Here is a 24,937-nt window from a genome sequence, read left to right on the forward strand (position 1 = left end):
CAAGGCTCTTGCTCCGTGCACAAAGCGCGGCGAGCCTAGCACCTGTTTATCCATACAGTAAAGGTCTTGCTTTCATGTCTACACCCATCATCCCTTGGATGGGCGGCAAACGCCGCCTGGCCGACCGCCTCATTCCGCTTTTTCCGCCACATGAATGCTACGTCGAAGTCTTTGCCGGCGGTGCCGCGCTCTACTTCATGAAGCCCCAACCATCGCCGGTCGAAGTCCTCAACGACATCAACGGCGACCTGGTCACGCTTTACCGCGTCGTGCAGAACCACCTCGAAGAGTTCGTGCGCCAATTCAAATGGGCGCTCAGCTCGCGGCAGGTGTTCGAATGGCAGAAAATGACCCGCCCCGAAACCCTCACCGACATCCAGCGCGCCGCCCGATTCTTCTACCTGCAGCACCATGCCTTTGCCGGTAAGGTCTCGGGACAGACGTTCGGCACGGCGACCACCGCACCGGCCATCAACCTGCTACGCATTGAGGAAAACCTCTCGGCCGCGTGGCAGCGTCTGACCGGCACCTACGTCGAAAACCTTCCCTGGCTTGAATGCGCTGAACGCTACGACCGTGCCCACACCTTCCATTACATGGATCCGCCTTACTGGCAGACAGCCGGTTATGGCGTGGACTTTCCATTCGAGAACTACGAACGGATGGCAAACTTCATGCGCCGCTGCAAGGGCAAGGTGATGGTCAGCATCAACGACCATCCGGATATCCGCCGTGTGTTCGAGGGCTTCCATTTTGAGACCTTGGACATTCGTTACACTACAACCAACCAGCGACAGGGCAGCGCCGAAGTCAGTGGTGAGCTGGTGATCATGAACTGGGAACCGGCGGCGCTTGGTGGATTGTTCTGATCACCATGGGGCATACCCGGGACACCCGATGCCCCAGAGCTGCAACAGTTCGGTGAGTTTGATAAGAAACTCGACAGTCGCCATCAGAAGAATCAGAACATTCATTTTTTATTCTCGCAAAGAAACATGCCGCGCTTATGGGCGCGGTAGCGGAAAGGAGTAGGTCGATCTGTTTTTAAACTAGATGTTTATTGCGGTATTCGTCAATGGTTGATCGAAATTAATTACGTCTGCTTCCGCGACTCCACTCAGGGAAGTTGTAGTAGGGCTGAATGTGTATGCGCCCGCGTCACCTTGTAGGTACTAGGGCTAAGGGTGTATATGGCGGTCGGGGATTAGGGCAATGGGTGTATATCGCAAGCTGGTATCGGGCAAAGGGTGTATATGACTGATCTGACCTATTTTTCGAATTCGTCCTACATCTGTTTATTACACGCAAAGTGGAAATTACGTACATACGTATGTAAGTAAGGCGTGGTCTTTTTCCGGCTGAGGGAGAGCGAAGCGCTTGTTATTACTGGCTTCGCAAGTATTCGCCACGCGTAAACAGTTAATCTGTTATTTACACGAAAGTTGTAAATCGTGTTGCAAGCAATCAACGTGCGCAGGTTAGCCCGGTGTTGGGTTCGCGGGTGCGATGAGCGCAGCCCCTTGGTTGCGAACGTTGCCAATCGCTCGATCCACCTTGAACCATTCAAATACATCTGTCGGCTCGCCCTCATTCAGCACCAACTCTTCGGCGCGCTCTTTGGGTGTTGCTGGATCCAGCCATTCACGCGCTAGCTCAGGTGAAAGCGCTACCGGCCGTCGATCATGGATATCCACCATACCGCCGGCACTGTCGGCGGTGATGATCACGAAGCCGTCGTGTTAGCTGGGTGCTCGCCCAACGCTTGGATATTGCCCAATTGCAGCGCACAGAATTGGCGCCCGGTCCCGGCGGCGAATCAAGTACGGCTGCTTTTTAGGCCCTCCTTCATCCACCCACTCGAACCAGTTATTGATCGCGACAATAGCTCGATGCGGCCAGATGGCACGGAAAAATGGGCCGTGAGCGACTTTCTCTACTCGAGCATTGATGGGGGTCGCACGATCTTTCGCCCAATGCGGACGCCAGCCCCAGCGCACCATGTCCGCATGCAGAAATCCTTCCTCCTGGTGAAAGAGCGCAAGCTGTGTTGTGGGAGCTGCGTTGTAGCGTTCGAGCGGCAAATCCCCGATGTGGTTGACGAGCGCGTTGGGCATGCTCAATGCGGCAACGAAGTCGTGAATGCCGCTGTACTGCGAGAGTCGTCCGCACATTGCCCGCCCGCCTATCTGATATTTCCTACAAAAATTGACCGCAAGCCATTCAGAAAGTTAACTGTATATTCGTACAGTTCTGGAAGTCGTGCGTCATGAGTTACTCAATTCTAGGTCCCATCAGTCAGGGCGGCTTGAAGGTGCCGCTGTGTCTCTTCCGAGTCCCGGCCGGCTTTCCTTCGCCGGCAGCGGATCACATCGAAGCGCAGATATCGTTGGACGAAGTGCTGAACATTCGTGCGCCACATGTCTATCTGGTGTCGCTCACAGGCGAAAGTATGCAGGGCGCCGGGATCTACGAAGGAGACCTGGCCATTGTCGATCGATCAATCGAGCCAGCTCACGGCCACATCGTCATTGCGTTGCTGAACAACGAACCCGTGTGCAAGCGCCTGTGCCTTCGCGGTAGAGACGTCATCCTGATGTCGGAAAATCCCAAGTATCCGCCACGGTATGTCCTCGAAGGCGACGAGCTGGCAATTTGGGGTGTGATCACCAGCAGCGTGCGCAGCCATGTCTAAGACGCTGCCAGTATTCGGCCTGATCGATTGCAACAGCTTCTATGCCAGCTGTGAACGCGTGTTCCGCCCAGACCTGGCCAAGGTGCCTATCGTGGTTCTGTCGAACAACGACGGCTGCGTCATCGCGCGGAGTTACGATGCCAAGCCCTACGTGAAAATGGGCGAGCCGTACTTCCAGATCAAGCACAAGCTCAAACAGCACGGCATCGTCCCGTTCTCCTCTAACTACGCGCTATACGGCGACATGAGTGAGCGTGTCATGACACTTATCGAGTCGATGGTACCGGCCGTTGAGGTCTACAGCATCGACGAAGCCTTCGTCGACCTAACCGGCATTAATGACCTGGACGCCCTCGGCCGCAAGATCCGGAGCCGGGTGCTGCGCTGCACGGGCATCCCGGTCGGTGTCGGCATCGCTCACACCAAAACCTTGGCCAAGCTGGCCAACCACACCGCCAAACGCCTGCAGGCGCAAACCGGTGGCGTCGTGAACATCTGCGACCCAATCAAGCGCGACTGGGTACTGCGTAATACGGACGTAGCGGAGGTGTGGGGAGTAGGCCGGCGCATGAAAATGCATTTGGATGGCATGGGTATCAAAACCGCCATGGATCTGGCCAAGGCCGACCCGTGGACGTTGAGAAAAAACTTCAGCGTTGTGATCGAGAAAACTGCTCGGGAGTTGGCTGGCACGCCGTGCCTGGAGCTGGACGAGCCGGATCCGCCAAAGCAGGAGATCTGCTGCAGCCGGATGTTCGGCAAAAGACTGAAGGAGCTGCCGCCAATCAAGGAGGCAGTGGCAACCTACATGATGCGGGCATCGGAAAAGCTGCGGGCACAAAAGTCTCTGTGCAAGAAGATCCGCGTCAGCATTCGCACCGGCATGTTCAATCCCGATGAGGCTAAATACGCAAACGGTGTAGTGATTGATCTACCGTACCCAACGGATGACGTTCGGCTGTTAACGACGGCGGCCGTCGACGCACTTGATCGCGTGTTCCGTCCTGGCTTCAGTTACAGCAAGGCGGAAGTCCTATTGCTGAATCTGTGCCAGCCGGGTGAATACACGGATGATCTGTTTGCCATTTCTCAGCCCACTGAAGCAACAAGGGTGATGGCGGTGTTGGACGAAATCAATAGACGGTGGGGGAGGGGTATGCTCCGGTCCGCCAGTGTGCCGAGCAATCCAAATTGGGGCATGCGTCGGGAAATGATGAGCCAGAGCTATACCACGCGTTTAGATCAGTTGTGGACAGTTAACTGTCGGTAATAAGCGCCTGCCTACTACCTAGGATTGCCCTGATGTATTACGTGGCTTAGGGCGATTACGTGAGTTCGTAGGCCATTTCGAAATCACCAGTGTTAATCGGTCAATGAACCACCTCCTGGATTGCCGGAGCAATGTGAGTTTTCCAGATGCTCACGAGGGGGCAGCAGGTAATGTGGAACATTAGCCAGCATGCGTAGATGCATGGAGCGCTATAGCAGTTGCCAACAGTTAGCTTTCCGTGAGCCATTTCATGTCTCAACATAGGTCCGCCTTTCAAGTTGAACAGCAAATGGACCAAGTAGGTGATGTTTTTGCCAAAAGCCTGTTCGAGTTCTTCTTTGCGGTTTGAGTACATTTGGCTGAGTGACTGATCTTCCTGAGTTAGGTCAACATTGAGTTTTGCGGTTCTGGAACCACGGTTAGTCAGTACGTACCTTAGAGAGTTTTCCAGCTGAGGAATGAGCGCGTGCACAGCCGAAACCATGTCCCCTTGGATCATCCGAGCAAAGCCCAGTGCAAAAATGGCCTCGTGCCCTGGCGGTACAAACGCGCTGTGGAAAACGAGCGGCTCCAAATGTCTCTCGTCGATACATTCATATTGAGCCATGGTGATGCAAGCAGGCTTAATGAACGCCTCGGTTTCAACATGATAATGAAATCCAACTTCCGTCAGACTTTCATGGTCGAACCAAGCTTCAGAAGGTTTTTCTCCTAAACCGGCTGATGGTGATTGCGCAATCATCTTGCCTTCTTGATCAGAATAGCTTTTCCCCATAGTTGAAGATAAGACGTACTTATCCTTTTTCTTAAGGCAGTTTTTATGTAGAGCGATTTTTTCAGGAGGCCTCGAAGCGAACGCCAGTCGGTATAACATTTCGTTAACATCTAGCTCCTCAAAATCCTCAATCGTTGCCTGTCGCGCGTCGGTTAAATCAACTGGGATGCTGAATTCGCCTAATTCAGATAACGAGTCTTCCTCGTATTGCTGTAATTCTAACTTTAATGCCTTGATTTGCTCAGTCATACCCCCTATAGCCCTGAGTTCACCAATTGCATCCCTCGTCCATGACGCTTTCGCCATAGATGAGCTTACTGCGTCCCTCATTCTTAGTGTTTGATCTACTGCACTTATCTTGCACCGAGTTGAAGCGTCCTGTTCGCCAATTTTGGAGTATGCATATGCTGCATGGAGCCAGATTTTTTTCACCGCCTCAGCATATTGTTTGTCTTTGGTCGCAATGGCCATTGACTCAGCATCTTCAGCAATTTCCCGCCATTCAAGTAATTCAAAATTCTGACCAAGAGACGAAAGTCTGTGGAATGCGATTAGATTCAATTTTTGTTTTGATGTGTCATAAGCTTTTGAAAAGGTATCTTTGCCGTGGTTTGGAATGGATTTTCTCTTTCCGGTTGAGGCGTATAGCGCAAACGCTCGCTCAATCAGGTCAACAACTTTTGATGGTACTTCGAAATCTGACTCATATTGATAGAGCAGACCTCCAGTAAAAAATAGATTTACGGCGTCAAGGTAAGAGCTGGAAGCAAGTTCAGCCATTTTATGGAGCTTTCTGTTCGTGTACCAACAACTATCAGCAATCCGTGCTCTTAGTAATGGGTGATCGATTCGCTCCGTGACCTGAATGAGGGCAGACTGTTGCTCCCCAACGAAGTCGCTCGGTATGAGTGACCTCCGACCATCCATGATCATTTGAGGCCTAAATGCGTCAGTCCGATTAGGATCGAAGTGGTAACTGCAAATCACAGATAGGACTCTGTAGCCACGTTCGGCAGCGGCATCCCCTGACTCGCTGGCAGCACGAGCCGCCACATGAAATACGTCCTGCAATGTATGGAAGTGGAGACTGTTCGTCATTGTAAGAATCGACGAAAGATTGATGCGCTCAAGGTCGTCGACGGTCGCCACGGGGATCACTGGTTCGTTGTCCTGCTGATCATGATCGCTCACGTTCCCATTCTCCACAGTTAATGTGGAATCAGCTTATCCGAATTCCCCGTGTTGGCTAGGAGCTGTTTGGCCGCTTTGGGTAGAAATTTAAGGGAAAATGCCCGTCCGCAATACCGCGAGTGGGCATGAACATCTGATTGGCGTCCCGCGTGTTAGCGCAATCTGAGTGATCACAAGTACAGAATGGGGATTCCAAACTAGCTCATCACTTTGTTCCAGTCGATCTCATAACCGGCTACTTTAAGTTCGCGTGCGAGAGCAGTCTTCCAATCACCCGACATCTGAGTCCAAACTACACCGGCGAAGTCTGTTGGTATATCTACATCACCGGACTTTAGGGCGCAAACTTTACTGCGACCTAGTGCCCCAATAAAGTATCCGAGCTCCAATAGTACGTTTTGTCTGACACGGGGTTCTAGCTTTCCTCCAATCTTACTTCCAACATCATCCGGCGTTAGTAACACTACCGCCATTCCAACCTCTGAATGGTGCTCAATTTTCTCGATTATGGTGCGGCCGCTGTTCGCCTGCTCGTGAAGAATGATGACTTCAATACCCAACCTCTCAATGAAACGTGCGACGGTTTCCCTAACGGCCTCATCATGTCCGTGAACAAGGAATACTCTGGGTGAGCTATCTTTAGACTTTGTTTTTGAGGCAGCATTGAGGTGGGGGGCGCCGTCTAAATCCTCCAGATCCGTGTTTAATGCATTGATAGCTTGTTCTAGCGATGCTTTTGCATGGCTAATCTTTTTTCCCGTAATACCCTTGTAATCAGGGTCGGGCATGCCAGAAACCCATATTGTCGGTTGATAGTGAAGATTATGCGCCTCGTTATATCGAATTGAGGCAGACGTATTCGTGCCAAAACACCGCTCTAGAGTGTCTTCAATGCTACGTTCAAGAGCTTTGAGCTCAGGCGAGGTGCTCCCCTGCATGGTATTCAGGTCGAATGCATCAAGATCTGCGATTCGTTGCTGTAGCCGCTCAATTCCACGCCTAATCTGCCCTTCATTCAGAGATAGCTTCGGCTGCATTACAGTCTGTGGTGTCGCCTTCCTCGCCATACCTGTTCCTTGTTATTTATGATGAACTCATCATGCCTTCTCGCGCGTCACGAACGACGCTGATCCTAACTAAACTATAGCTTCCCGATCTCAGTCGAGCTATTGCCTAGACATGACACTGTTTCGTACCGGACGCTGGAAGTAAATCAGAGGATGACGCAGTGCCCTGGTTATGGACCTTTCCTCGGATCGACAGGATATGGATGGGGCAAAAATGGGGCAAACCACACGCCGATCTATGCCATTCAATGCCAAATATGCATTTATGCAACGTGCCTTGGTCGTGCGCGACCGCCCGCAAACATGGGCCCGCCGCTAAAAATCCACAAATACTACTCCACAATCGGGGTGTGGGAGGACAGGTCGGAGACGGCTTTATTCATCGGATTGTCAGGTAACTCGTTAAATGATGTAGGGCAAAAGCGAGGGCAACCGCCGGGCTTTTCCGCGATGGGCGCAAGGTTACCATGGGCCGTCGGCTCGACGCAGGCATGACGGCCTGCTGGCACTTTCTGTGTTTAATTGTGATATATGCACGACTTATGCAAATCAGCATTTGTCTTCGGAAAAAACTTCAAGCAATATGCGCGTTATGCAAAAACGCAACGTATCCTCCGTCTTAAGAGCACTGCTCGACCAGCACGGGATCTCCCCCACGGAGCTCCACCGTCGCACCGGCGTGCCTCAATCAACGCTCTCGCGGATTCTCAGCGGGAAGATCGTCGATCCTTCGGATAAACACATTTCGAAGATTGCCGAATACTTCAATGTGAGCACCGATCAATTGCGCGGCCGCGCCGATGTCCCGACCGCGACCGGCGGCGCGCGCGATGACGTGCATGCGGAACTCAAGGACATAAGCCTGTGGGACGACGATACCCCTGTCGATGACGACGAGGTGTCGGTGCCCTTTCTTCGCGAGGTTGAATTGGCTGCTGGATCAGGAAGATTCGTCATCGAAGAGAGCGAACGCTCTAGCCTGCGCTTCGGCAAGCGCAGCCTGCGCCATAACGGTGTGCAGTTCGACCAGGCCAAATGCGTGACAGTGCGCGGTAACAGCATGATGCCGGTGTTGCGGGACGGCGCCACGGTCGGAGTCAACGCCGGCAAGTGCGGCATTGGCGACATCATCGATGGCGACCTGTACGCGATCAACCACAACGGTCAATTGCGCGTGAAGCAACTCTATCGCCTGCCGACCGGCATCCGTCTGCGCAGCTTTAACCGCGATGAGCATCCGGACGAGGACTACAGCTTCCAGGACATGCAGGAAGAGCAGATTGTCATCCTCGGTCACGTCTTCTGGTGGGGCATGTACGCCCGATAGTTTCACCGTCTCGGAAAACCCGCCGCATGGCGGGTTTTTTTTCGCCTGAACAAAATCCTCGACGCCTTGATTTATGCGGTCCGCATGCGTCAGTGCATTTCTTGCGCATAAATAAATGCATTTATGCATTGACTGTATATGCATCCATGCATATTCTTGCCACCAAGCCGCTCGACAAAGCGGCTGGCAACAACAGCTCTTTAGTTCCACAAGAACAGGCAGCGATGAACCGGCCTCAACGGTTCAGAGGGTTGGCAACTGACCCGGGTGTGCAGCGTAAAGCACCAAGAGCAGTTATCCGGCGGGCAGGGACCGCGGTCGGAAAAACATTTTGAATGGACTCGTACCGCGCCAGTAGCGCCGAAAAGTCAGCTTCCTTCTCGAATACAGGATTTGAAGGAAGGCGAAGGAGCGCATTACTGAAAAGCCCGGTGCATTGCCGGGCTTTTTGGAATGCCTGCCTGATTTCATCGCGGCATTCATGAACAAAAACCGGGGGTATGAAATGAATCTCTATGCACTAGTTGAATACATCAAAGTCACTCAACTGAAAGAAAGCGAAGTAGCGCCCGATCCAACTCTTTCGCCGGGATCGACATGGGTAGATGTCACAGGCAACACAGACATTCGTGTTGGGTGGAAAGCAGAATTTGCCGGTTCCTGGACATTTACAGCTCCCACTGACCAAGACTATCGCAACGAAGCTCAGGCGCAGAAATGGCAATTGCTCAATGTTGCCAGCAACTGGCTGCTCTTGAACTCCCTGGGTTTCAAGGTTGAAACCGGTGTAGCTACCCCAGAAGAACAGGCGTTGCTACTGGCTCACAAGCAGTATTCCATCGCTGTCAGCGACATTGAGAAACAGTCCGGCTATCCGACAAATATCATCTGGCCAGTTGCGCCTTACTGAATAGTTGCGGCGCATCGAGAACTCAATCTCGACCCATTTAGTTATAAGGAAATATTATGAAGAAATACGTTTTCATTGAAATGAGCAATATTGCTGCGTACCCCAAAGCCGTAATGATTCAGGTCTCTGAGGAACAACCTGACACCAATCCCCCGGGCATATCCGGCAGTTGGTCCGGATTTGCAATCGACACCGTCGTTCAAGTGGGCTGGAAGGCTACATACGGCGCGAATGGCTGGGAGTTTTCTGAGCCCACTTATCAAGACCATGTTGATCAGGTAATGCTGTTTGTACGACAGCGGCTCGGTGTAGCCGCTGGCTGGCTTGATATCAACCCGGTCAATTACAAAGTGAATCTCGGTGTTGCCACGCCAGAGGAAGAAGCTGCTTGGCTCGCTTATCAGCAATATTACGTTGCAGTCAGCGACGTGAAGAAACAGGCTGGCTATCCCTACACGATTGACTGGCCAGTGGCTCCGTTCTGATTCAGGCATAAGCGTCAACCCCGTCAGCGGGAGCGCATTACTGAAAAGCCCGGTCTCACCACCGGGCTTTTTGGAATGCCTACCTGAAGAGACATCGCTTGAACCCAACACACATCACTCATCAACTGAAACCAGGAGGCGTGACATGACAAACGAGCAACAAGCGTTGGCGGACATGCCGATCTGGCTGGTCATCCTCCTCGCCGTGGTGGGCGGGGTGTCCGGCGAAATGTGGCGCGCCGACAAGGAAGGCGCTCGTGGCTGGTCATTGCTACGGCGTCTGGCGCTGCGCTCCGGCGCCTGCATGATCTGCGGCGTCTCGGCGATCATGCTGCTGTATGCCGCCGGATTATCCATCTGGGCCGCTGGTGCCTTCGGTTGCCTGACCGCCATGGCCGGTGCCGACGTGGCCATCGGTCTTTACGAACGCTGGGCCGCCAAGCGCATCGGCGTCTGCGAAGTTCCCCCGCCGCGCGATCCCCAGTAACTCAACACTTTCCTGCCTCGCTGCAACTGATGCGGCGGGGCTGCGCGTGGACAATTGAAAAGGAGGTCATGCATGCCCGCACCGATCCAGCAGCCTTCGCAGCTGTTCACGGCGATGGCGACAACCTTGCGCAACAGCGCCGGCCTGACTCTGCAGGTTGGCAATCACGACGACTTCACAGCACCCGGCGCTCAGGCCTGGGCATTGATTGACTTCGACCGTAATGCGCCCGGAGTGCGTGGCGCCGACGGACGTATCGCCCACGTCATGACCGTATCGCTGCAAGTCATTCCGGCACTTTCTGCGAGTGCATTTGCCGCGTGCGATCTGATCGCGGTGCTGAAAAACCTGATCACCGACAACCGTTGGAACCTGCCCGGCGATCAATGCGATTTGCCGATGAACATTGATGGTTTGCCGTCAGTGCTCATCCGCGCCGAGCAGCAATACAAGGCGTGGACCCTGACCTTCACCCAGACCCTCTACCTCGGCCCGACGCTGCTCGACGACCCGCTCGGTACGCCCAAATTCGCCCGTACCTGGGAAGTCAGCAACATCGACGACCCCGACCAATACACCGTGCTGGAGGCCTGACCGATGTTCGACGCAGTACTGCGCATGCAACTGGGGCCGATCATCGAGCGGCTGGCGGAGATGGAAGCGGAGATCGACGACTTGCACCGCCGCGCCGAGAGTTTCTGTCGCATCGGCATCTGTCAGACAGTCGATGCGGCGAGCAACACTTGCCAGGTCAGCCACGGTGGACTGCTGACACCAGCCATCAAGTTCTTCAACCCGAGCGCCGGAACGCAGAGCGAATCGCGGATTCCTAGCGTGGGCGAGCAGTGTCTGTTGCTCAACTACGGCAGCGGTGAAAGCGGCGCGCAGAGCGTGGCGTTGTTCGGCCTCAACAGTGACCGATTTCCGCCGACGGCGACGGTACCGACGCTGACGCGCCGCGTTTATGTCGACGGCACTGAAAGCGGTTACGACGACGCCACACACATTCTGCACTGGCAGAACGGCCCGGCGGCTTTCACCGGTTCTCGCGAGTCGCTTGCACTGAGCATCGGCCCGGCGCAACTGACGATGACGCCGCAGCTGATCAGCCTGCAACTGGGCGGCGTCGGCCTGAGCATCGACGCCTCGGGCGTGCACTTCAGCGGCCCGTTGGTGGATCACCAGGGCCGCGTCATCAGCCCCTGAATCAAGAGCTTCCCATGATCGGAATCGATAGAGACTCCGGGGCCACGGTCGACGACTGGCTGCAGTTTGTGCAGCGCGCGACACGAGCCCTGACCACGCCGCTGGGCACCCGGCAAAAAAGGCCCCTTTATGGCTCGCTGATCCCCACGCTGCTGGGGCAGAACCTCGGTGACGACGTTTTGCTTCTGGCCCAGAGCCACGCGGCTCAAGCGTTTTACAACACGCAGAACGGGATCAGCGATTTTCAGCCGAGCGTGATCGTCGCCAGCCGCCAGGGCGCGGGTCTGCTGCTGCGCTTCGCCGGTACCTGGAAAAACCGTCAACAGACATTCGAGGTCGTGACATGAGCATGTTGATCCCCGGCCAGAATCAATTGGCCGAACCGGCGCTGATCACTGTCGACGCCTTCGAAGACTTGCTCGCCGAGTTCAAGACCTTCGTCGTCGAGTACGTCGGCGCCCGAGCGCCGGACAGCGCAGCGAAACTCAAGACCAGCCTCGACAACGAGAGCGAACTGCTGACCCTGGCGCTGGAAGCCTTCTGCGTACGCCTGCAAACCCACGAGCGCAAATACAACGCCCGCATCAAGCAGATGCTGGCGTGGTGGGCGACCGGCAGCAACCTCGACGCACGCCTGGCGGACATGGGCCTTGAAAGGCAGTTGCTCGACGCGGGCGACCCAGCAGCCTTCCCGCCAATACCACCGATTTATGAAAGCGACGACGACGCCCGGCTGCGTTATTACCTGGCGCCACATGCCCCGGCTGCGGGCTCGCGGATGCAGTATCGCCGCGAGGTATTCACCCTCGGTGAACGGCCAACGGTGAAGGTCGAATCGACGGATGGAGGTGTGGTGAATGTCACCTACACCTTCAACCCGGACGGCCTCGCCGCACAGGTCAAGGACGGCAACGGTCGCCGCACCGCACCGGGCGAAGTGCAGGTCACGGTGCTCGCTCGGGAGGGAGATGGGACACCGTCGCAAGCCCTGCTTGATGGCGTGCGTCAGCACTTCGCCCGCCCTGATGTGCGACCGGAAACCGACCTCGTCACGGTCAAGGCTGCCGACATTCAGCGCTACAAGATTCGCGTGGTGGCGAAGATCAATTCCGGCCCCGACTCGGGCCTGACCAAAGTCGCCGCACAACAGCAATTGCAAGCCTACGCCGACAGTTGCCATCGCCTCGAAGGGCGGGTCGATCCGAGCTGGATCGACTACACACTGCACAGCGCCGGCGCCGTGCAACTGCAGATTCTTGAGCCGCTGGCGCCGATCATCACCAGCGCCTTCGAGGCGCCGTACTGCACGGCGGTCGAGGTCGAGGTGCTGACGCTATGAGTGAGCCAACGCATCGCCCGACGTTGCTGCCGGCCAACAGCTCGGCACTCGAACGTGGACTGGATCTGGGCTTCGGCGCACTGCTTGATCGCATCGCGCCGCCGTTCCCCGAACTGATGAATCCGAACGAAACGCCGGTCGCCTTCCTGCCGTATCTGGCAGCGGATCGCGGTGTCGCCGAATGGAGCACCAGCGCACCGGAAACTGAGAAGCGCCTGACCGTCGAACTGGCCTGGCCCACTGCGCGCCAGGCGGGCACCCGCAAGGCGCTGGAGAACGCGGCCAAGGGTTTGCAACTGCGCCCCGAAGTCCGCGCCTGGTACGAACAGACGCCGCCCGGCGTGCCATACAGCTTCAGCGTGCGCGCCTTTAGCGACCAGCCTTACAGCGCAGAAATCGACGCCCGTCTCGACCGGCGTCTGGCCGATGCCAAGAGCGAGCGGGACATTCTTTCGGTGACGGTGGGCTTGAGCGCGTTCGGCAGTCATTCCATTGCCGCTGCGACCTTTTGCGGTGAGCTGACCACGGTTTATCCGGTGTTCATCGAAGGGCTCGAAACCTCGGGAGAGGCGTTCCTGGCTGCCGGCATGTACACCGTCGAAACATCCACTATTTATCCTCAGGGGGCCTGAATGGCTGACTATTACACCCTGCTCACCAACGCAGGGATTGCCTACGAAACGGCGTGCAAGGCTGCGGGCCTGCCGATCAAGCTGACGCAGATTTCCGTCGGCGACGGCGGCGGCGCGGTCTACAACCCGGCCGCGACGGCTACCGCGCTGAAACGCGAAGTCTGGCGCGGTCCGCTCAACGCGCTGTTCCAGGACGAGAAGAATCCGAGCTGGCTGCTCGCCGAAGTCACTATTCCGCCGGATGTTGGCGGCTGGTACGTGCGTGAAGCCGGGCTGTGGACCGACACCGGGATTCTCTACGCCATCGTCAAATACCCTGAGTCGTTCAAGCCGGTGCTGGCGACGTCGGGGTCGGGTAAAGAGTTCTACATTCGCTCGATTTTCGAGACCAGCAATGCGTCGCTGGTGACGTTGCTGATTGATGACACGGTGGTCAAGGCCACCCGTGCGTGGGTGGCTGGTTACGTGGCGGATGAACTGGCTAAGCTCGACAAAAAACAGTCGGTACGGGTCGCAACCAAGGCAAATATCGTATTGAGCGGCGCCCAAATGATTGACGCGGTTGCTGTCATTTCAGGCGATCGCGTGCTCGTTAAAAACCAGACGCAAGCAAAAGACAACGGAATTTACATTGCGGCAAATGGTTCCTGGATTCGGGCGAAAGATGCCGATACCAGTGCGAAGGTAACGCCTAATCTAGAGGTTACGGTGGAAGCAGGGGCAACCCTCGCTGATACGATCTGGCAGCTGACTACAGATGGCCCGATAGTACTTGATACAACCCCATTGACGTTCCAGGACGTGACGGCAGGTTTTGCCCGTTTGATGTCGCCCGCGTTTGAGGGGGGGCCGATCTGTCCAACGCCGGCGCAATTCGATGGTAGTCAGTTGCTGGTCAACTCTGAGTTCGTGCGGCGCCATGGATTGCAATATTCGTCGTTCAAATCGGTTGGTACTAGTTATGTCGTGACGCTGGCTGACATTGGTGGACTAGTCAGTCTTTCGAATGTCGGACCGATCACTTGCACCCTCCCGCCGACCTCGTCGGTTCCCGCTACGGCAGCTGCGATCATCACGATAGTCAGCGCTGGTACCGGGGCTGTAACGATTTCCGCCAACGCCGGTGGAGACACCCTGAATACGTCGACCGGGGTTGTTGGGCCAATTGTTCTTGGTCTGGGGGATACGGCAGAGTTCATCAGGTTAAATGGACAATGGCGTTTGATAGGTGGAAGCATCGCCATCCGCTACACAAGTGTTATCAGCGCACCTGTATTCACCACTCAGCCACAGTTCGACACCGGCAAGGCACTGGCCACCACAGAGTTCGTTCAGCGTGCGCTAGGAAATTTCAGCGGTCAGACGAACATCGTGACTTTACCGGCTTCGCTGACTCCGGCCATGGCCGGGCGCAGAATCGTTATCACTGGGCCGGGCGTCGTGACACTGCCTCCGCTGGTCGCCAGCCCCGTTGGGTCCAAGTTCTACGTCCTGAACATCGGAACAGCTGACGTGACACTGAATCGTCAGGGCAATGACACCATCGTAGCGCTAGCTAAAACGCTTACCAGTGTTACGGTTCAGAGCGGTTCCAATCTTGTTGTTACTTGTGGCGACAACAATTATGTCGTTGAGGAAGGCGCTGCTTCACTGAAGTACTCCAATGAGTTTTCGGCGTCGTTGCTGCAGAACGGCTACCAGAAACTACCAGGAGGAATGATTATTCAAAGAGGTTCGGGAACCACTAATCTCGGTACTGTATCCATAGTGTTTCCGATTGCATTTCCCACAGCCTGCCGGCAAGTGGTTGTCAACGAAAGTACAGCTAGTGGGTGGAGTGGTTCAAACTTTACGACCTATGGCACAACTGGGAAAAGTCAGTTTGGGGTTACGGTCAGGTCGGTGAACTGGAGTGGAAGCTCCTTTGCATTGAGCAGTGGAAATTTTGACTACATAGCCATAGGGGATTAATGATGTATTTCAGTAAAGACACCGGTGGTTTTTATGATCGGACTGTACACAGCGTTATTCCCGCGAATGCGGTAGAAATCACCAATGAACTGCATGCGCAAATTCTCGAAGGACAATCGAAAGGTAGGGTTATTTCTGCTGGCGAGGATGGTTATCCATTGTTGATTGATCCTCCGCAATCATTTACGTCACTCAAGTCCAATGAGCGCAGTTGGCGTGATGCTCAACTTGTCACTACCGACGGTATTATTTCGCGTCATCGGGATGAGTCAGAGGTCGGAGACAGCACGACGTTGACTGTTCTTCAGTACACGCAATTACAGGCATACCGTCGCTCGCTGCGAAATTGGCCGCAGTCTGACGAGTTCCCCCAGCTTCAATACCGACCGTCAGCGCCTCAATGGCGTGCTCCCGAACCCGAATAAACGCCCCGCACCCCGGGGCGTTTTCTTGTCCGCCCAATACATTCAACACCCGCCAAGCCCCTCCCCACGAGGGGCTTTCCCGTTTATGGAGAAACGAAAAATGGCAACCCGCCAAACCTACACCGTGCTCGTTCCATTCCCCACCGGCGGTGGGCACTGGTCGAGCGTCGGTCAAGACCTTGATCTGCTCGACGTCGAGGCCAGTGCCCTGCACAGCGCCGGGCGACTGGAACTGAAAACACCTACCACCCAGGCCAAAAAGGCCGCTGCCAAGAAGGCTGACTAACCATGGCTGAGGTTTTGAACTTCGAGCACAACGGCATTAGCGTCAATGCCACTGAATCCCCCGAGGCCATGGGTGGCCTGGGTGACAACGTCATCGGTCTGGTCGGCACCGCGCCGAAAGCCGATCCGCTGATTCCGCGTAACGCACCGTTCCGCATCAACAGCTTCACCACCCACGCGCTGCTCGATCCGACCGGTGCCGAAGAGGGCACGCTGTACCACGCGGTTTACCAGATTCTCAAAGTGGTCAAGGTGCCGGTCTACGTGGTGATCGTCGAGGCGGGCGCGACCCCGGCCGACACCGTCAACGCAGTGATCGGCGGTGTCGAGCCAGCCACCGGCCGCAAGCTCGGGCTGGCCGCACTGGGCAGCGTCCCGGAAGACCTGACCATCATCGGCGCGCCAGGCTTCACCGGCACCAAAGCGGTGGCCAGTGAGTTCGCCTCGTTCGGCAAGCGCATCAAGGCCCGTGTGGTGCTGGATGGCAAGGATGCCTCGGTCGCTGATCAGGTGACTTACAGCCAGGAACTGGGCGGCGCCGACCTCGGTTTCGACCGTTGCCTGGTGGTGCACAACATGCCGGCGGTGTACTCGAAAGCGGCGAAGAAAAACGTGTTCCTCGCGCCGTCCAGCCTGGCGATTGCCGCGCTGGCCAAGGTCAAGCAGTGGGAAAGCCCGGGCAACCAGGTGACCTACGCCGAAGACGTGTCCCGCGTCGTTGAATACAACATCCTCGACACCTCCACCGAAGGCGATCTGCTCAACCGTTACGGCATCAGCTACTACGCCCGCACCGTGCTCGGCGGCTTCTCGCTGCTGGGTAACCGCTCGATCACCGGCAAGTTCATCAGCTACGTCGGCCTCGAAGACGCGATCAGCCGCAAGCTGGTCAAGGCCGGCCAGAAAGCCATGGCCAAGAACCTGACCAAGTCGTTCATGGATCAGGAGGTCAAGCGCATCAACGACTGGCTGCAGACCCTGGTCGCCGACGAAACCATTCCTGGCGGCAGCGTGTACCTGCACCCGGAACTCAACAGCGTCGAGAAGTACAAGAACGGCACCTGGTACGTGGTCATCGACTACGGCCGCTACGCGCCGAACGAACACATGGTTTATCAACTCAACGCCCGCGATGAAATCATCGAGCAGTTCCTGGAGGACGTTCTCTAATGTTTACCAACCGCGTAAGACAGGCCATCGCGGCCACCCTGCAAGGCCTGCCGTTGTCGGCGACCGTTGAGGAATTCACGCCACCGAAGATCGAATTCGACGTGGAAGAAATGCGTGGCGGCCGTTTCATCGTCGAAGAAATGGCCAAGGGTGGCAAAGCGCTCAACGCCAAGCTGACCCTGCAGGGCCTGGGTGCCGAAGTCATGCTCGCACTGGGCGTGAAGCTGGGCGACGACATCCTGCTGAACGTGCGTGAAGCCGGTCAGGATCAGGACGGCAACACTTGGTTCACCTATCACACGGTCGGCGGCAAGCTGAAATCTCTTGAAGAAACCGCCGTGAAAATGGGCGAAAAACCCAAGACCAACCTGGAGCTGTCCTGCCGCACCTACAACCGCCTGGAAAACGGCGTACCGGTGATCGACATCGACGTGCGCACCCAGAAATTCGTGCTCAACGGCGTTGACATCCTCGGTGATGCGCGTCGTGCGGTGCTGATGCCGTAACCCCGGCTTACAGGCAATCATAAAACCCTGTGGGAGCGAGCTTGCTCGCGAAGGCGCCAGGTCAGTGGCCATCAATGCTGAATGTCTGGCCGCTTTCGCGAGCAAGCTCGCTCCCACAGTGGATCTAAAAGAATCACCAAGGAATTCATACATGTCGTGGATGCCACCCCAGCATGACCTGCTGTCGCCGATCACCGGCGACGACGGCGCGCAGATCGAGCAGATCCAGCTCAAGCCACTGTTCTACGCCGCGCAAAAAGAAGCGCTGGAGCGCGCCGGTGATGATGAAGACGATCAGTTCTTCGAACTGGCGCTGCTCGCCACCGGCCTGTCGGTCAAGGAACTCGACCAGCTCAAACGCCCGGACTACGTGAGCATCGCCCAGTACGTGCACGAGATGTCGACCCGTCCGGCGTCGTACTTTCTGGAGCAGGTCGAGGACGCGGAAAAGTCCGACGATCCTGACGAAGTGCAGCTGCTGCAACCGCTCGCCGTGACCGGCCGTACCGTGACCTCGCTGTCGCTGGAAATGCCGGCACTGCGCGCGACCAAAGTGATGAAGAAACTGAAAACGGCCAAGGAACGCGCCGAGTTCATCACTGCCCACTGCACCGGTCTGATGATCCCCGATCTGGCCCACATGAGCGTCCCGGACTGGACCCAATTGCAGGTGCGCATCGACGATTTTTTAAACCAGCCGGCGGCCTACTTTCGGAACGCGACATCGAAGTAATCCTCGATATCGTCCCGCTCATTTACCCGGTAAGTGAAGCGGAGATTCTGGAATGGGACGCCGAAAAGGCGTTGCGCCGCTACGACATAGCGATCACTCGCCTTGGCGTGAAACAGGAGTAGAGCGGCATGGCAGAGAGTAAATATGCGCTCGCATACGCCGGTGAGAGCGGTAACACAAACGGCGGATTTACGTTGCCCGATAACCTCGGCAAACCGCTGCAGGATCTGAACCTGACACTGGCGTTGGCAAGCCAGGACATTCGGTTGCTGACGCAGGAGCAGATCAAGTTGCGCGAGCTGCTGGTCAGCCAGCAGTCGTTGTTCAAGGTCATCGCGGCGCCGCCAGCCGCCAACAGTGAGCCGAAGTCAAAACTCAAGGCGGAAATCGAGCAGCGTCCACCCCCGAAAAAACTGCAGCCGGCGATGGCTAACGAGACGGCGCTGGTTGAGCTCAATCAGTTGATTGGACTCAACAAAGACCAGCTTCAAGCGCATTCGGAGCAAACGCTGGAACTCGCGACTCAGCGGTCGGTTGCAGCCAGTGGCGCGACGGGTGCGGATCTGTTGCAAATCCAGCAGGTCGGGGCGCGAGCTGGTATTGCCGACGGCGCCAAGGGTGATCAGCGAGCGACAGAGTTGAGAGCGTACTCCGGCGACGCGGCGATCAATGCCACGGCCTTCCGGCTTGACGTCAAGGCCGCGGGGGAAATGCTTGCGGTCTGGCGTTCCTCCTTGAAGCTGGATCGATACCAAGGTCAGGATCTGGCCGATGCGGTCAGTTATCTGGGCAGCAGCGGTCTGGACGCCAAACCTGCCGATATCGGCGTGGTCGTTCAACGCTCTGGCGAGAGCGCTGTTGCATCGGGAATGACACCGGAACAGGTTGCAGCATTTGCCACTGCGCTGTTGAACAGCGGGGCCGACAAGGACGCTGCGAGTACGGCGTTGAAGAGCTTTACCTCGGTCTTCGGCAAGGAAAATGCTGCGTCAACCGAACAGCGTTCGGCGATGACCCGGTTGCACCTGGACCCCGATTCATTGCGTGAGAAGATGCGCACGGATGCGCCGGGTGCGATTGATTCGGTACTCGCAGCACTTGGCAAACAATCCGTACCCGAACGTGCAGCCACGGCGAAGACGCTGTTTGGCGAGAGCAGTACCAGCATTCTTGAGTTGCTGAAGAAGCCCGACGACGTCAAGACCGCCTTCACTCGGGTGTCCGACAAGCACCACTACGCAACGTCGGAACTGGGTTCTGGCGCCGGTGCCGCGACGAAAACGGCCGAAGCCTTTGGCGATACGTCACAAGGGCGCTGGAATGCGCTGGATGCGAGTCTTAATCGTTTGTCGACAGCGGTGGGAAATGCACTCGCGCCCATGACTGACGCGCTGGCAGTGTCGCTAACGGCTGTGGTCAATGGCTTGAGTTCAGCTGCTGAAGCACTGCCGTTCCTGGCGGCTGGCCTCACGCTGGCCGGTGTGGCCGCCATGCCGTTCGTCGGTGGTGTCCTGAAGACCGGGGTCGCCTCGGTGCTGGATGCGGTCAACTCGAAACTGTTGCGTCTGGCGACGGCGCGATTGCCCGCTGATATTGCCGATGTGATCAATGGCGGTGACGACGGCGGCGGCGAGGGGCCTAAAAGAAAGCGCCCCGGTCGACGCGCATCTTCCAGCGCGCGGTCTCGTGTTCCTTCCTCTGGCGCCGGTCGAGGCGGACGTTTGAGCACGATGACGGCCAAAATCGCCCCGATGTTTGACGATGCGATAACCCGCGTGAAAATGGTCGGCGAGATGGCCAAAAGCATGCGCCCGAGTTGGCTCAGCGGCGCGACTGCCAAGCTCATGCCGCTGGTCGATGGCGCCAAATCCAAGCTTCTACCGCCGCTGGTCAAATCATTGCCCGCCTTCAAGATGGGCGCTCCGCTGGCGATTGGTCATGCCGCTTACGCAGGTTTGAAGGGCTGGCGTGACGGCGATGATCAAGCTGTCAAAGGTGCTGCCGGCGAGTTGGCTGGAACGGCGATTGGTGCCACGATCGGCTCGTTCATTGCACCTGGTATTGGCACATTCATCGGCGGCACTCTGGGCGGAATGCTCGGCTCCTATGTGGGGGAACAATGGGGGAAACCTGCCGATGACAAACTCGCGCCCCCCGCGCAAGTGGTCAAGGATCTGACCAGCGCTCAGACGCAACTGTCCAATTACACCTACTCGCCGTTAGTGCAGATCAGCGGCGGTGATGTGCTCAATGCCGAAAAAATCGGCGATGTGGTTTCGCAGGTTATGCGCAACCATTTCGATACCGCATTCACACCCGCAGTAGGCACCAACGCTCTCGCCACCCGCCGTGACGCAGCCCTGACCGATGGAGTCGCCTGATGAAACAACAAATGGCGCTGGGCAGTTTCATCTTCGGCCTGTCGCGCGACTTCGCTTACAGCTCGCTGGCGCGCAAGTCCGATGGAGGCTGGAGCGAAATCCAGATTCTCACCAGCAAACCCAAGTCCAGCCAGACCGGGCAAAAACCGGAAACCCTGACTATCACCGGCAAGTCGATGTATGCCGTGGCCATGGATCGGCTCGACGAATTGCGCGCGTTGCAGGCCCAGCGTATCCCGCTGCCGTTGATTGACGGCATCGGTCGCAATTGGGGCCTGTGGCGAATCAACAATATTCAGGAAACCCAGAGCCAGATCATCGATGACGGCACGGCAATGGTCGTTGACTGGGTCATTGAGCTAGCGGAGTTCAACAATGCGTAAAGTCCGAAGCGTGGCCGGTGATTCGGTGAATCTGCTGCTCTACCGCGAAACCGGGCGCAGTGATGACACCGCCGAAGAGGCCCTGTGGACACTCAACCCGACCCTGGCCGAACACGGCCCGATCCTGCCTGCGGGCGTCTGGGTCACGTTGCCGGAACTCGACTCGAAACCGGCCACGATCAAACCGCTCACGGCGTGGGATTAAGGAGGTTTGCATGGCACTGGGTTTCACCCCGGCGGTAAGACTCTACGGGGCCCATTCGGCCCTGCTCAATCAACGCCTGATCAGTTGGGAACACATCGACGCTGCCGGTTTCGAGTCTGATCAACTGACGTTGACCATCGATCTTGAAGGCCTCGAAGGGCTGCCGGATCTGGGCGGGAAAATCGGCCTGGAGGTCGGTTATCTGGAGTCGGGGCTCGTCGACAAGGGCCAGTTCAAAGTGACACGTCTGACGCCGACGCTGTTCCCGTTTCGCCTGACGCTGGTGGCCACGGCGGCGCCGTTCAGCAAGGAGGATGAAACGGGCTTCAAGCAACGTCGCACGGCCAGTCATGGCCCGACCACTTTGGGTGCGCTGTTTCGCAAACTGGTGTCGAGCCATGGCTTTTCACCGCGCGTCGCGCCCGAGGTGGCGATGATCAGGATCGAGCACGTCGACCAGTCCAACGAAACCGACATGAGCTTTCTGACGCGCCTGGCAAAAAAGTACAACGCGGTGACCAAACCCTACAACGACGTGTACGTGCTGGCCCGTCCCGGCCAGACCAAGTCGTTGTCGGGCCAGGTGCTGGCGGACGTGACTTTGTCGGTGACCAGCAACAACCGTCCGGGCGATCACGCGTTCGTCAGCGCCACGCTGGAGGAGTCTGCCCGCGAGCAGACCAAGGGCTGCAAGACCTGTTTCTGGGATGGCGCCGCAGGTGTGTTGCGCTGGGTTGAAACGGGGCTTGCGCCGTTCAAGACCCTGCGCCAGAAACAACCCACTGAAGCCGATGCGATCGCCGTCGGCGAGGGCGAAGTGCGCAAGATGCTCCGGCAGAAGTACAAGGTGAAGATCACCTGTCCCGGCAATCCACTGCTGGCGGCCGAAGGTCTGGTGCTGCTCGATGACACCTGGCCAGACTTCATGCGCGGGCGCTGGTCGATTGAAAAAGTCACCGCCAGCGGCAATCGCGAGAACAGCTATCGCTGCGTGATCGATGCCAGCGGCCTTGATCCCAAGGCCGCAGCCAAGGACTGATTCCCCGCTTTGTCACTGCGATGAAGATCCCTGTGGGAGCGGGCTTGCCCGCGAAGAGGCCAGCCTATTCAAAAGAGACGCCGGTTGATCCACCGCCATCGCTGGCAAGCCAGCTCCCACAGGTTTTGCAGTGTTCTGCAGACCGCTTTTCATTCAACTCTGGAACACCCCAATGAAGATCACCCCGATCCTCACGCAACTGCGTGCGCAATGCCCTGGCTTTGCCAATCACATTTCGGTGGGTGTCGATCTGGCTTTGCTGCAAGGCAATGCCGATCTGCCAACACCCTCGGCCCACGTGCTGCCGCTGGCCGATCTGGCCAGCAACAGCACCGCACAAAACCTCACCACCCAACCGATCCGCGACCGCTTCGAAATCGTCCTCGCGCTTGACGCAACCGACGCTACAAAAGCGCTGGATCTGTTGCACGACCTGCGCGCCGAACTGTGGCGCGCGCTGGTGGGGTTCAAGCCCGGCACCGACTACAGCGCCATCGTCTACGACGGCGGCGAAATGGTCTCGATCAACAGCAGCCGCGCCTTTTACCGGCTGCGCTTTTTTGCCGAGTTCCAGCTCGGCCGCAATCTGCCCAGTCAGCCTGCGGAGAGTTGGCACGAACGTGAACTGGACGGTTTGTCGTCCTTTACCGGGGTCACCGTGCGGGTCGATGCGATCGACCCGGCCGACCCCAATCTGAAACACCCGGGCCCTGACGGGCGCGTGGAACTGACTTTCTCTGGAGACGTAACCCCATGAGCAATCGCATTACCGTACTGCCGGCCGCTGGCCGTGCCGTGCCTGACCCGGAAGCGGGCGATCTGCTGCCCAAGGAAGGCCGTGAAGTGCTGGACAGCGCCTGGTGGCGCCGGCGTCTGGCCGACGGCGATATCACACTCAAAACCGCAAAAGCGGCTAAACCACAGGGAGCCAAATGATGGCGATCGGATTCAGCAACATCCCCGCGGACATTCGTGTACCGCTGTTCTATGCCGAAATGGACAACTCGGCCGCCAATAGCGCGAGCTCGAGCCTGCGTCGCTTGATCGTCGCTCAGGTCAACGACAACATCGCCCCGACTGAAGTCGGCAAACTGGTGCTGGTCTCCAGCGTTGCACTGGCAAAAAGCATCGGCGGTCAGGGCTCGATGCTCGCCTCGATGTACGAGACCTTCCGCAAGGCCGACCCGATCGGCGAGATCTGGTGCCTGCCGCTGCACAACGCTGAAGGCGCCATCGCCAAAGGCGTGCTGACGCTGACCGGCACCGCGACTCAGGCTGGCGTGCTCAACCTGTACGTCGCTGGTGTGCGTGTGCAAGCCACCGTGGTCAACGGTGCCACCGCTGCTCAGGCAGCCACCGCACTGGCGCAGAAAATCAACGCCACCGCCGATCTGCCAGTCAGCGCTGCGGCTGCTGAAGGCGTGGTCACTCTGACCGCCAAATGGACCGGCGACAGCGGTAACGACATCAGCCTGCAGTTCAATCGTCTGGGCAAGAGCAACGGCGAAGAAACCCCGGCCGGCCTGACCACTGCGATCACCGCCATGACCGGTGGCGCCGGTGTACCGGACCAGGTCGCAGCCGTGGCCGCACTGGGCGACGAGCCGTTCGAGTTCATCGCTCTGCCGTGGTCGGATCTGTCGACCCTCAACACCTGGCAAGCGGTGATGGATGACAGCACCGGTCGCTGGTCCTGGGCCAAGCAACTGTTCGGTCACGTTTACAGCGCCAAGCGCGGCACCGTCGGCACCCTGGTTGCTGCTGGCCAGGCACGCAACGACCAGCACATGACCATTCAGGCGCTGGAGCCGGGCGTCCCGCAACCGTTCTGGGTACAAGCTGCCGCACTGGCTGCGCGCACCGCGGTGTTCATCTCCGCCGATGCCAGCCGTCCGACCCAAAGCGGCAGCCTGCCGGGTGTTGATCCAGCGCCTGCCAGCGAGCGTTTCACCCTGACCGAGCGTCAGTCGCTGCTCAACTACGGCATCGCGACTGCGTACTACGAAGGCGGTTACGTGCGCATCCAGCGTTCGATTACCACCTACCAGAAAAACGCTTACGGCCAGGCCGACAACTCCTACCTGGACAGCGAAACCATGCACCAGTCGGCGTTCATCGTGCGTCGTCTGCAAAGCGTGATCACCAGCAAATACGGCCGGCACAAACTGGCTTCCGACGGCACCCGTTTCGGCGCTGGCCAGCCGATCGTGACGCCAGCGACCATTCGCGGCGAGCTGATCGCGCAGTACGCCAAGCTGGAACTGGAAGGCCACGTGGAGAACGCCGAGCTGTTCGCCGAGCACCTGATCGTCGAGCGTGACGTGCAGGACCCGAGCCGCGTGAACGTGCTGTTCCCGCCGGATTACATCAACGGTCTGCGCGTGTTCGCACTGCTCAACCAATTCCGTCTGCAATACGACGACGCGGCCTGATCGCCGCGCTTGGCCGTAAGCATTCA

Annotated in this window: 27 protein-coding genes and 1 pseudogene; 25 read left to right on the top strand and 3 right to left on the bottom strand. The window is 57.3% G+C overall.

Annotated features, from left to right (window positions below; all coding sequences use genetic code 11):
• Nucleotides 1-74 precede the first annotated feature (74 nt).
• Entirely contained in the window at nt 75-869 is a 795-nt protein-coding gene (locus AC193Q_RS26140) for a DNA adenine methylase (protein ID WP_483878993.1), read from the top strand.
• Nucleotides 870-1,478: 609 nt separating this feature from the next.
• Here AC193Q_RS26140 and AC193Q_RS26145 read toward each other — a convergent pair.
• A pseudogene (locus AC193Q_RS26145) lies at nt 1,479-2,171 on the bottom strand (SOS response-associated peptidase family protein).
• Between the two features lie 95 nt (nt 2,172-2,266).
• Here AC193Q_RS26145 and AC193Q_RS26150 point away from each other — a divergent pair.
• Nucleotides 2,267-2,692 (top strand): LexA family protein, encoded by a 426-nt coding sequence (locus tag AC193Q_RS26150; RefSeq protein WP_186622902.1) that lies wholly within the window; start codon nt 2,267-2,269, stop codon nt 2,690-2,692.
• Nucleotides 2,685-3,962 carry a translesion error-prone DNA polymerase V subunit UmuC gene (umuC, locus tag AC193Q_RS26155; RefSeq protein ID WP_483878994.1) on the top strand — a complete coding sequence of 426 codons (1,278 nt, stop codon included), beginning with the start codon at nt 2,685-2,687 and terminating at the stop codon, nt 3,960-3,962. Before AC193Q_RS26150 ends, umuC begins: the two co-directional genes overlap by 8 nt.
• 100 nt (nt 3,963-4,062) lie before the next feature.
• Here the strand turns inward: umuC and AC193Q_RS26160 are convergent, their stop codons facing one another.
• Both AC193Q_RS26160 and AC193Q_RS26165 read right to left on the bottom strand, forming a co-directional pair.
• A complete protein-coding gene (locus tag AC193Q_RS26160; RefSeq protein WP_483878995.1) occupies nt 4,063-5,928 on the bottom strand; it encodes a DUF7380 domain-containing protein in 1,866 nt (621 codons plus the stop codon).
• A gap of 197 nt (nt 5,929-6,125) precedes the next feature.
• Nucleotides 6,126-6,995 (bottom strand): TIR domain-containing protein, encoded by an 870-nt coding sequence (locus tag AC193Q_RS26165; protein ID WP_483878996.1) that lies wholly within the window; start codon nt 6,993-6,995, stop codon nt 6,126-6,128.
• Between the two features lie 592 nt (nt 6,996-7,587).
• Between AC193Q_RS26165 and AC193Q_RS26170 the strand changes: the two genes are divergently transcribed.
• From AC193Q_RS26170 to AC193Q_RS26275, 22 genes are all read left to right on the top strand, one after another.
• A complete protein-coding gene (locus AC193Q_RS26170) occupies nt 7,588-8,322 on the top strand; it encodes a LexA family transcriptional regulator (RefSeq protein ID WP_095669240.1) in 735 nt (244 codons plus the stop codon).
• A 505-nt stretch (nt 8,323-8,827) separates the two neighbouring features.
• Nucleotides 8,828-9,232, top strand: a complete 405-nt coding sequence (locus AC193Q_RS26175; RefSeq protein WP_121187712.1) for a tail fiber assembly protein — start codon at nt 8,828-8,830, stop codon at nt 9,230-9,232.
• Nucleotides 9,233-9,288: 56 nt separating this feature from the next.
• On the top strand, nt 9,289-9,717 hold the full coding sequence (locus tag AC193Q_RS26180) for a tail fiber assembly protein (RefSeq protein ID WP_483878997.1): 429 nt from the start codon (nt 9,289-9,291) through the stop codon (nt 9,715-9,717).
• A 145-nt stretch (nt 9,718-9,862) separates the two neighbouring features.
• Entirely contained in the window at nt 9,863-10,204 is a 342-nt protein-coding gene (locus AC193Q_RS26185; protein WP_003222183.1) for a phage holin family protein, read from the top strand.
• Nucleotides 10,205-10,276: 72 nt separating this feature from the next.
• Nucleotides 10,277-10,798, top strand: a complete 522-nt coding sequence (locus AC193Q_RS26190; RefSeq protein ID WP_121184035.1) for a hypothetical protein — start codon at nt 10,277-10,279, stop codon at nt 10,796-10,798.
• Nucleotides 10,799-10,801: 3 nt separating this feature from the next.
• Nucleotides 10,802-11,410, top strand: coding sequence for a phage baseplate assembly protein V (locus tag AC193Q_RS26195; protein ID WP_121184037.1), 609 nt, complete (start codon nt 10,802-10,804; stop codon nt 11,408-11,410).
• A 14-nt stretch (nt 11,411-11,424) separates the two neighbouring features.
• The gene (locus AC193Q_RS26200; protein WP_047291927.1) at nt 11,425-11,757 is read left to right on the top strand and encodes a phage baseplate protein; all 333 of its coding nucleotides are present in this window, start codon (nt 11,425-11,427) and stop codon (nt 11,755-11,757) included.
• Entirely contained in the window at nt 11,754-12,749 is a 996-nt protein-coding gene (locus AC193Q_RS26205; RefSeq protein ID WP_239778822.1) for a baseplate J/gp47 family protein, read from the top strand. Before AC193Q_RS26200 ends, AC193Q_RS26205 begins: the two co-directional genes overlap by 4 nt.
• Complete coding sequence (locus AC193Q_RS26210; protein ID WP_239778823.1) at nt 12,746-13,381, top strand: phage tail protein I; 636 nt, start codon at nt 12,746-12,748, stop codon at nt 13,379-13,381. The genes AC193Q_RS26205 and AC193Q_RS26210 overlap by 4 nt, the downstream gene beginning before the upstream one ends.
• Nucleotides 13,382-15,352, top strand: coding sequence for a phage tail protein (locus tag AC193Q_RS26215; RefSeq protein WP_483878998.1), 1,971 nt, complete (start codon nt 13,382-13,384; stop codon nt 15,350-15,352). It begins immediately after the preceding gene.
• A 2-nt stretch (nt 15,353-15,354) separates the two neighbouring features.
• Nucleotides 15,355-15,777: a tail fiber assembly protein gene (locus tag AC193Q_RS26220; RefSeq protein WP_483878999.1), complete on the top strand. Its 423-nt coding sequence runs from the start codon at nt 15,355-15,357 to the stop codon at nt 15,775-15,777.
• Between the two features lie 100 nt (nt 15,778-15,877).
• Complete coding sequence (locus tag AC193Q_RS26225) at nt 15,878-16,063, top strand: hypothetical protein (protein ID WP_047291936.1); 186 nt, start codon at nt 15,878-15,880, stop codon at nt 16,061-16,063.
• 2 nt (nt 16,064-16,065) lie between these two features.
• A complete protein-coding gene (locus tag AC193Q_RS26230; protein ID WP_483879000.1) occupies nt 16,066-17,232 on the top strand; it encodes a phage tail sheath protein in 1,167 nt (388 codons plus the stop codon).
• Nucleotides 17,232-17,738: a phage major tail tube protein gene (locus AC193Q_RS26235; protein ID WP_016985055.1), complete on the top strand. Its 507-nt coding sequence runs from the start codon at nt 17,232-17,234 to the stop codon at nt 17,736-17,738. Before AC193Q_RS26230 ends, AC193Q_RS26235 begins: the two co-directional genes overlap by 1 nt.
• A 151-nt stretch (nt 17,739-17,889) precedes the next feature.
• Nucleotides 17,890-18,471, top strand: coding sequence for a phage tail assembly protein (locus tag AC193Q_RS26240; protein WP_095667378.1), 582 nt, complete (start codon nt 17,890-17,892; stop codon nt 18,469-18,471).
• Nucleotides 18,472-18,599: 128 nt separating this feature from the next.
• A complete protein-coding gene (locus tag AC193Q_RS26245; RefSeq protein ID WP_483879001.1) occupies nt 18,600-20,852 on the top strand; it encodes a phage tail tape measure protein in 2,253 nt (750 codons plus the stop codon).
• Nucleotides 20,852-21,235 carry a phage tail protein gene (locus tag AC193Q_RS26250; RefSeq protein WP_047291946.1) on the top strand — a complete coding sequence of 128 codons (384 nt, stop codon included), beginning with the start codon at nt 20,852-20,854 and terminating at the stop codon, nt 21,233-21,235. Before AC193Q_RS26245 ends, AC193Q_RS26250 begins: the two co-directional genes overlap by 1 nt.
• A complete protein-coding gene (locus AC193Q_RS26255; RefSeq protein WP_095667376.1) occupies nt 21,228-21,440 on the top strand; it encodes a tail protein X in 213 nt (70 codons plus the stop codon). Before AC193Q_RS26250 ends, AC193Q_RS26255 begins: the two co-directional genes overlap by 8 nt.
• A gap of 10 nt (nt 21,441-21,450) precedes the next feature.
• Nucleotides 21,451-22,479, top strand: a complete 1,029-nt coding sequence (locus AC193Q_RS26260) for a phage-like tail protein (RefSeq protein WP_047291950.1) — start codon at nt 21,451-21,453, stop codon at nt 22,477-22,479.
• A gap of 172 nt (nt 22,480-22,651) precedes the next feature.
• A complete protein-coding gene (locus AC193Q_RS26265) occupies nt 22,652-23,236 on the top strand; it encodes a phage tail terminator protein (RefSeq protein WP_483879002.1) in 585 nt (194 codons plus the stop codon).
• The gene (locus tag AC193Q_RS26270; protein ID WP_041072263.1) at nt 23,233-23,415 is read left to right on the top strand and encodes a DUF2635 domain-containing protein; all 183 of its coding nucleotides are present in this window, start codon (nt 23,233-23,235) and stop codon (nt 23,413-23,415) included. Before AC193Q_RS26265 ends, AC193Q_RS26270 begins: the two co-directional genes overlap by 4 nt.
• A complete protein-coding gene (locus AC193Q_RS26275; protein WP_121184049.1) occupies nt 23,415-24,911 on the top strand; it encodes a phage tail sheath subtilisin-like domain-containing protein in 1,497 nt (498 codons plus the stop codon). Before AC193Q_RS26270 ends, AC193Q_RS26275 begins: the two co-directional genes overlap by 1 nt.
• Nucleotides 24,912-24,937 lie beyond the last annotated feature (26 nt).

This window comes from Pseudomonas sp. F2 (assembly GCF_057174385.1).

What these genes read in the sequence shown, in the direction of transcription:
- AC193Q_RS26185 (WP_003222183.1), top strand. Translation starts at nt 9,863, where the DNA reads ATGACAAACGAGCAACAAGCGTTGGCGGACATGCCGATCTGGCTGGTC.
- AC193Q_RS26150 (WP_186622902.1), top strand. Translation starts at nt 2,267, where the DNA reads ATGAGTTACTCAATTCTAGGTCCCATCAGTCAGGGCGGCTTGAAGGTG.
- AC193Q_RS26230 (WP_483879000.1), top strand. Translation starts at nt 16,066, where the DNA reads ATGGCTGAGGTTTTGAACTTCGAGCACAACGGCATTAGCGTCAATGCC.
- AC193Q_RS26255 (WP_095667376.1), top strand. Translation starts at nt 21,228, where the DNA reads ATGCGTAAAGTCCGAAGCGTGGCCGGTGATTCGGTGAATCTGCTGCTC.
- AC193Q_RS26165 (WP_483878996.1), bottom strand. Translation starts at nt 6,995, where the DNA reads ATGGCGAGGAAGGCGACACCACAGACTGTAATGCAGCCGAAGCTATCT.
- AC193Q_RS26235 (WP_016985055.1), top strand. Translation starts at nt 17,232, where the DNA reads ATGTTTACCAACCGCGTAAGACAGGCCATCGCGGCCACCCTGCAAGGC.
- AC193Q_RS26175 (WP_121187712.1), top strand. Translation starts at nt 8,828, where the DNA reads ATGAATCTCTATGCACTAGTTGAATACATCAAAGTCACTCAACTGAAA.
- AC193Q_RS26190 (WP_121184035.1), top strand. Translation starts at nt 10,277, where the DNA reads ATGCCCGCACCGATCCAGCAGCCTTCGCAGCTGTTCACGGCGATGGCG.
- AC193Q_RS26245 (WP_483879001.1), top strand. Translation starts at nt 18,600, where the DNA reads ATGGCAGAGAGTAAATATGCGCTCGCATACGCCGGTGAGAGCGGTAAC.
- AC193Q_RS26275 (WP_121184049.1), top strand. Translation starts at nt 23,415, where the DNA reads ATGGCGATCGGATTCAGCAACATCCCCGCGGACATTCGTGTACCGCTG.
- AC193Q_RS26270 (WP_041072263.1), top strand. Translation starts at nt 23,233, where the DNA reads ATGAGCAATCGCATTACCGTACTGCCGGCCGCTGGCCGTGCCGTGCCT.
- AC193Q_RS26210 (WP_239778823.1), top strand. Translation starts at nt 12,746, where the DNA reads ATGAGTGAGCCAACGCATCGCCCGACGTTGCTGCCGGCCAACAGCTCG.
- AC193Q_RS26140 (WP_483878993.1), top strand. Translation starts at nt 75, where the DNA reads ATGTCTACACCCATCATCCCTTGGATGGGCGGCAAACGCCGCCTGGCC.
- AC193Q_RS26170 (WP_095669240.1), top strand. Translation starts at nt 7,588, where the DNA reads ATGCAAAAACGCAACGTATCCTCCGTCTTAAGAGCACTGCTCGACCAG.
- umuC (WP_483878994.1), top strand. Translation starts at nt 2,685, where the DNA reads ATGTCTAAGACGCTGCCAGTATTCGGCCTGATCGATTGCAACAGCTTC.
- AC193Q_RS26220 (WP_483878999.1), top strand. Translation starts at nt 15,355, where the DNA reads ATGTATTTCAGTAAAGACACCGGTGGTTTTTATGATCGGACTGTACAC.
- AC193Q_RS26240 (WP_095667378.1), top strand. Translation starts at nt 17,890, where the DNA reads ATGTCGTGGATGCCACCCCAGCATGACCTGCTGTCGCCGATCACCGGC.
- AC193Q_RS26215 (WP_483878998.1), top strand. Translation starts at nt 13,382, where the DNA reads ATGGCTGACTATTACACCCTGCTCACCAACGCAGGGATTGCCTACGAA.
- AC193Q_RS26180 (WP_483878997.1), top strand. Translation starts at nt 9,289, where the DNA reads ATGAAGAAATACGTTTTCATTGAAATGAGCAATATTGCTGCGTACCCC.
- AC193Q_RS26265 (WP_483879002.1), top strand. Translation starts at nt 22,652, where the DNA reads ATGAAGATCACCCCGATCCTCACGCAACTGCGTGCGCAATGCCCTGGC.
- AC193Q_RS26250 (WP_047291946.1), top strand. Translation starts at nt 20,852, where the DNA reads ATGAAACAACAAATGGCGCTGGGCAGTTTCATCTTCGGCCTGTCGCGC.
- AC193Q_RS26225 (WP_047291936.1), top strand. Translation starts at nt 15,878, where the DNA reads ATGGCAACCCGCCAAACCTACACCGTGCTCGTTCCATTCCCCACCGGC.
- AC193Q_RS26260 (WP_047291950.1), top strand. Translation starts at nt 21,451, where the DNA reads ATGGCACTGGGTTTCACCCCGGCGGTAAGACTCTACGGGGCCCATTCG.
- AC193Q_RS26195 (WP_121184037.1), top strand. Translation starts at nt 10,802, where the DNA reads ATGTTCGACGCAGTACTGCGCATGCAACTGGGGCCGATCATCGAGCGG.
- AC193Q_RS26200 (WP_047291927.1), top strand. Translation starts at nt 11,425, where the DNA reads ATGATCGGAATCGATAGAGACTCCGGGGCCACGGTCGACGACTGGCTG.
- AC193Q_RS26205 (WP_239778822.1), top strand. Translation starts at nt 11,754, where the DNA reads ATGAGCATGTTGATCCCCGGCCAGAATCAATTGGCCGAACCGGCGCTG.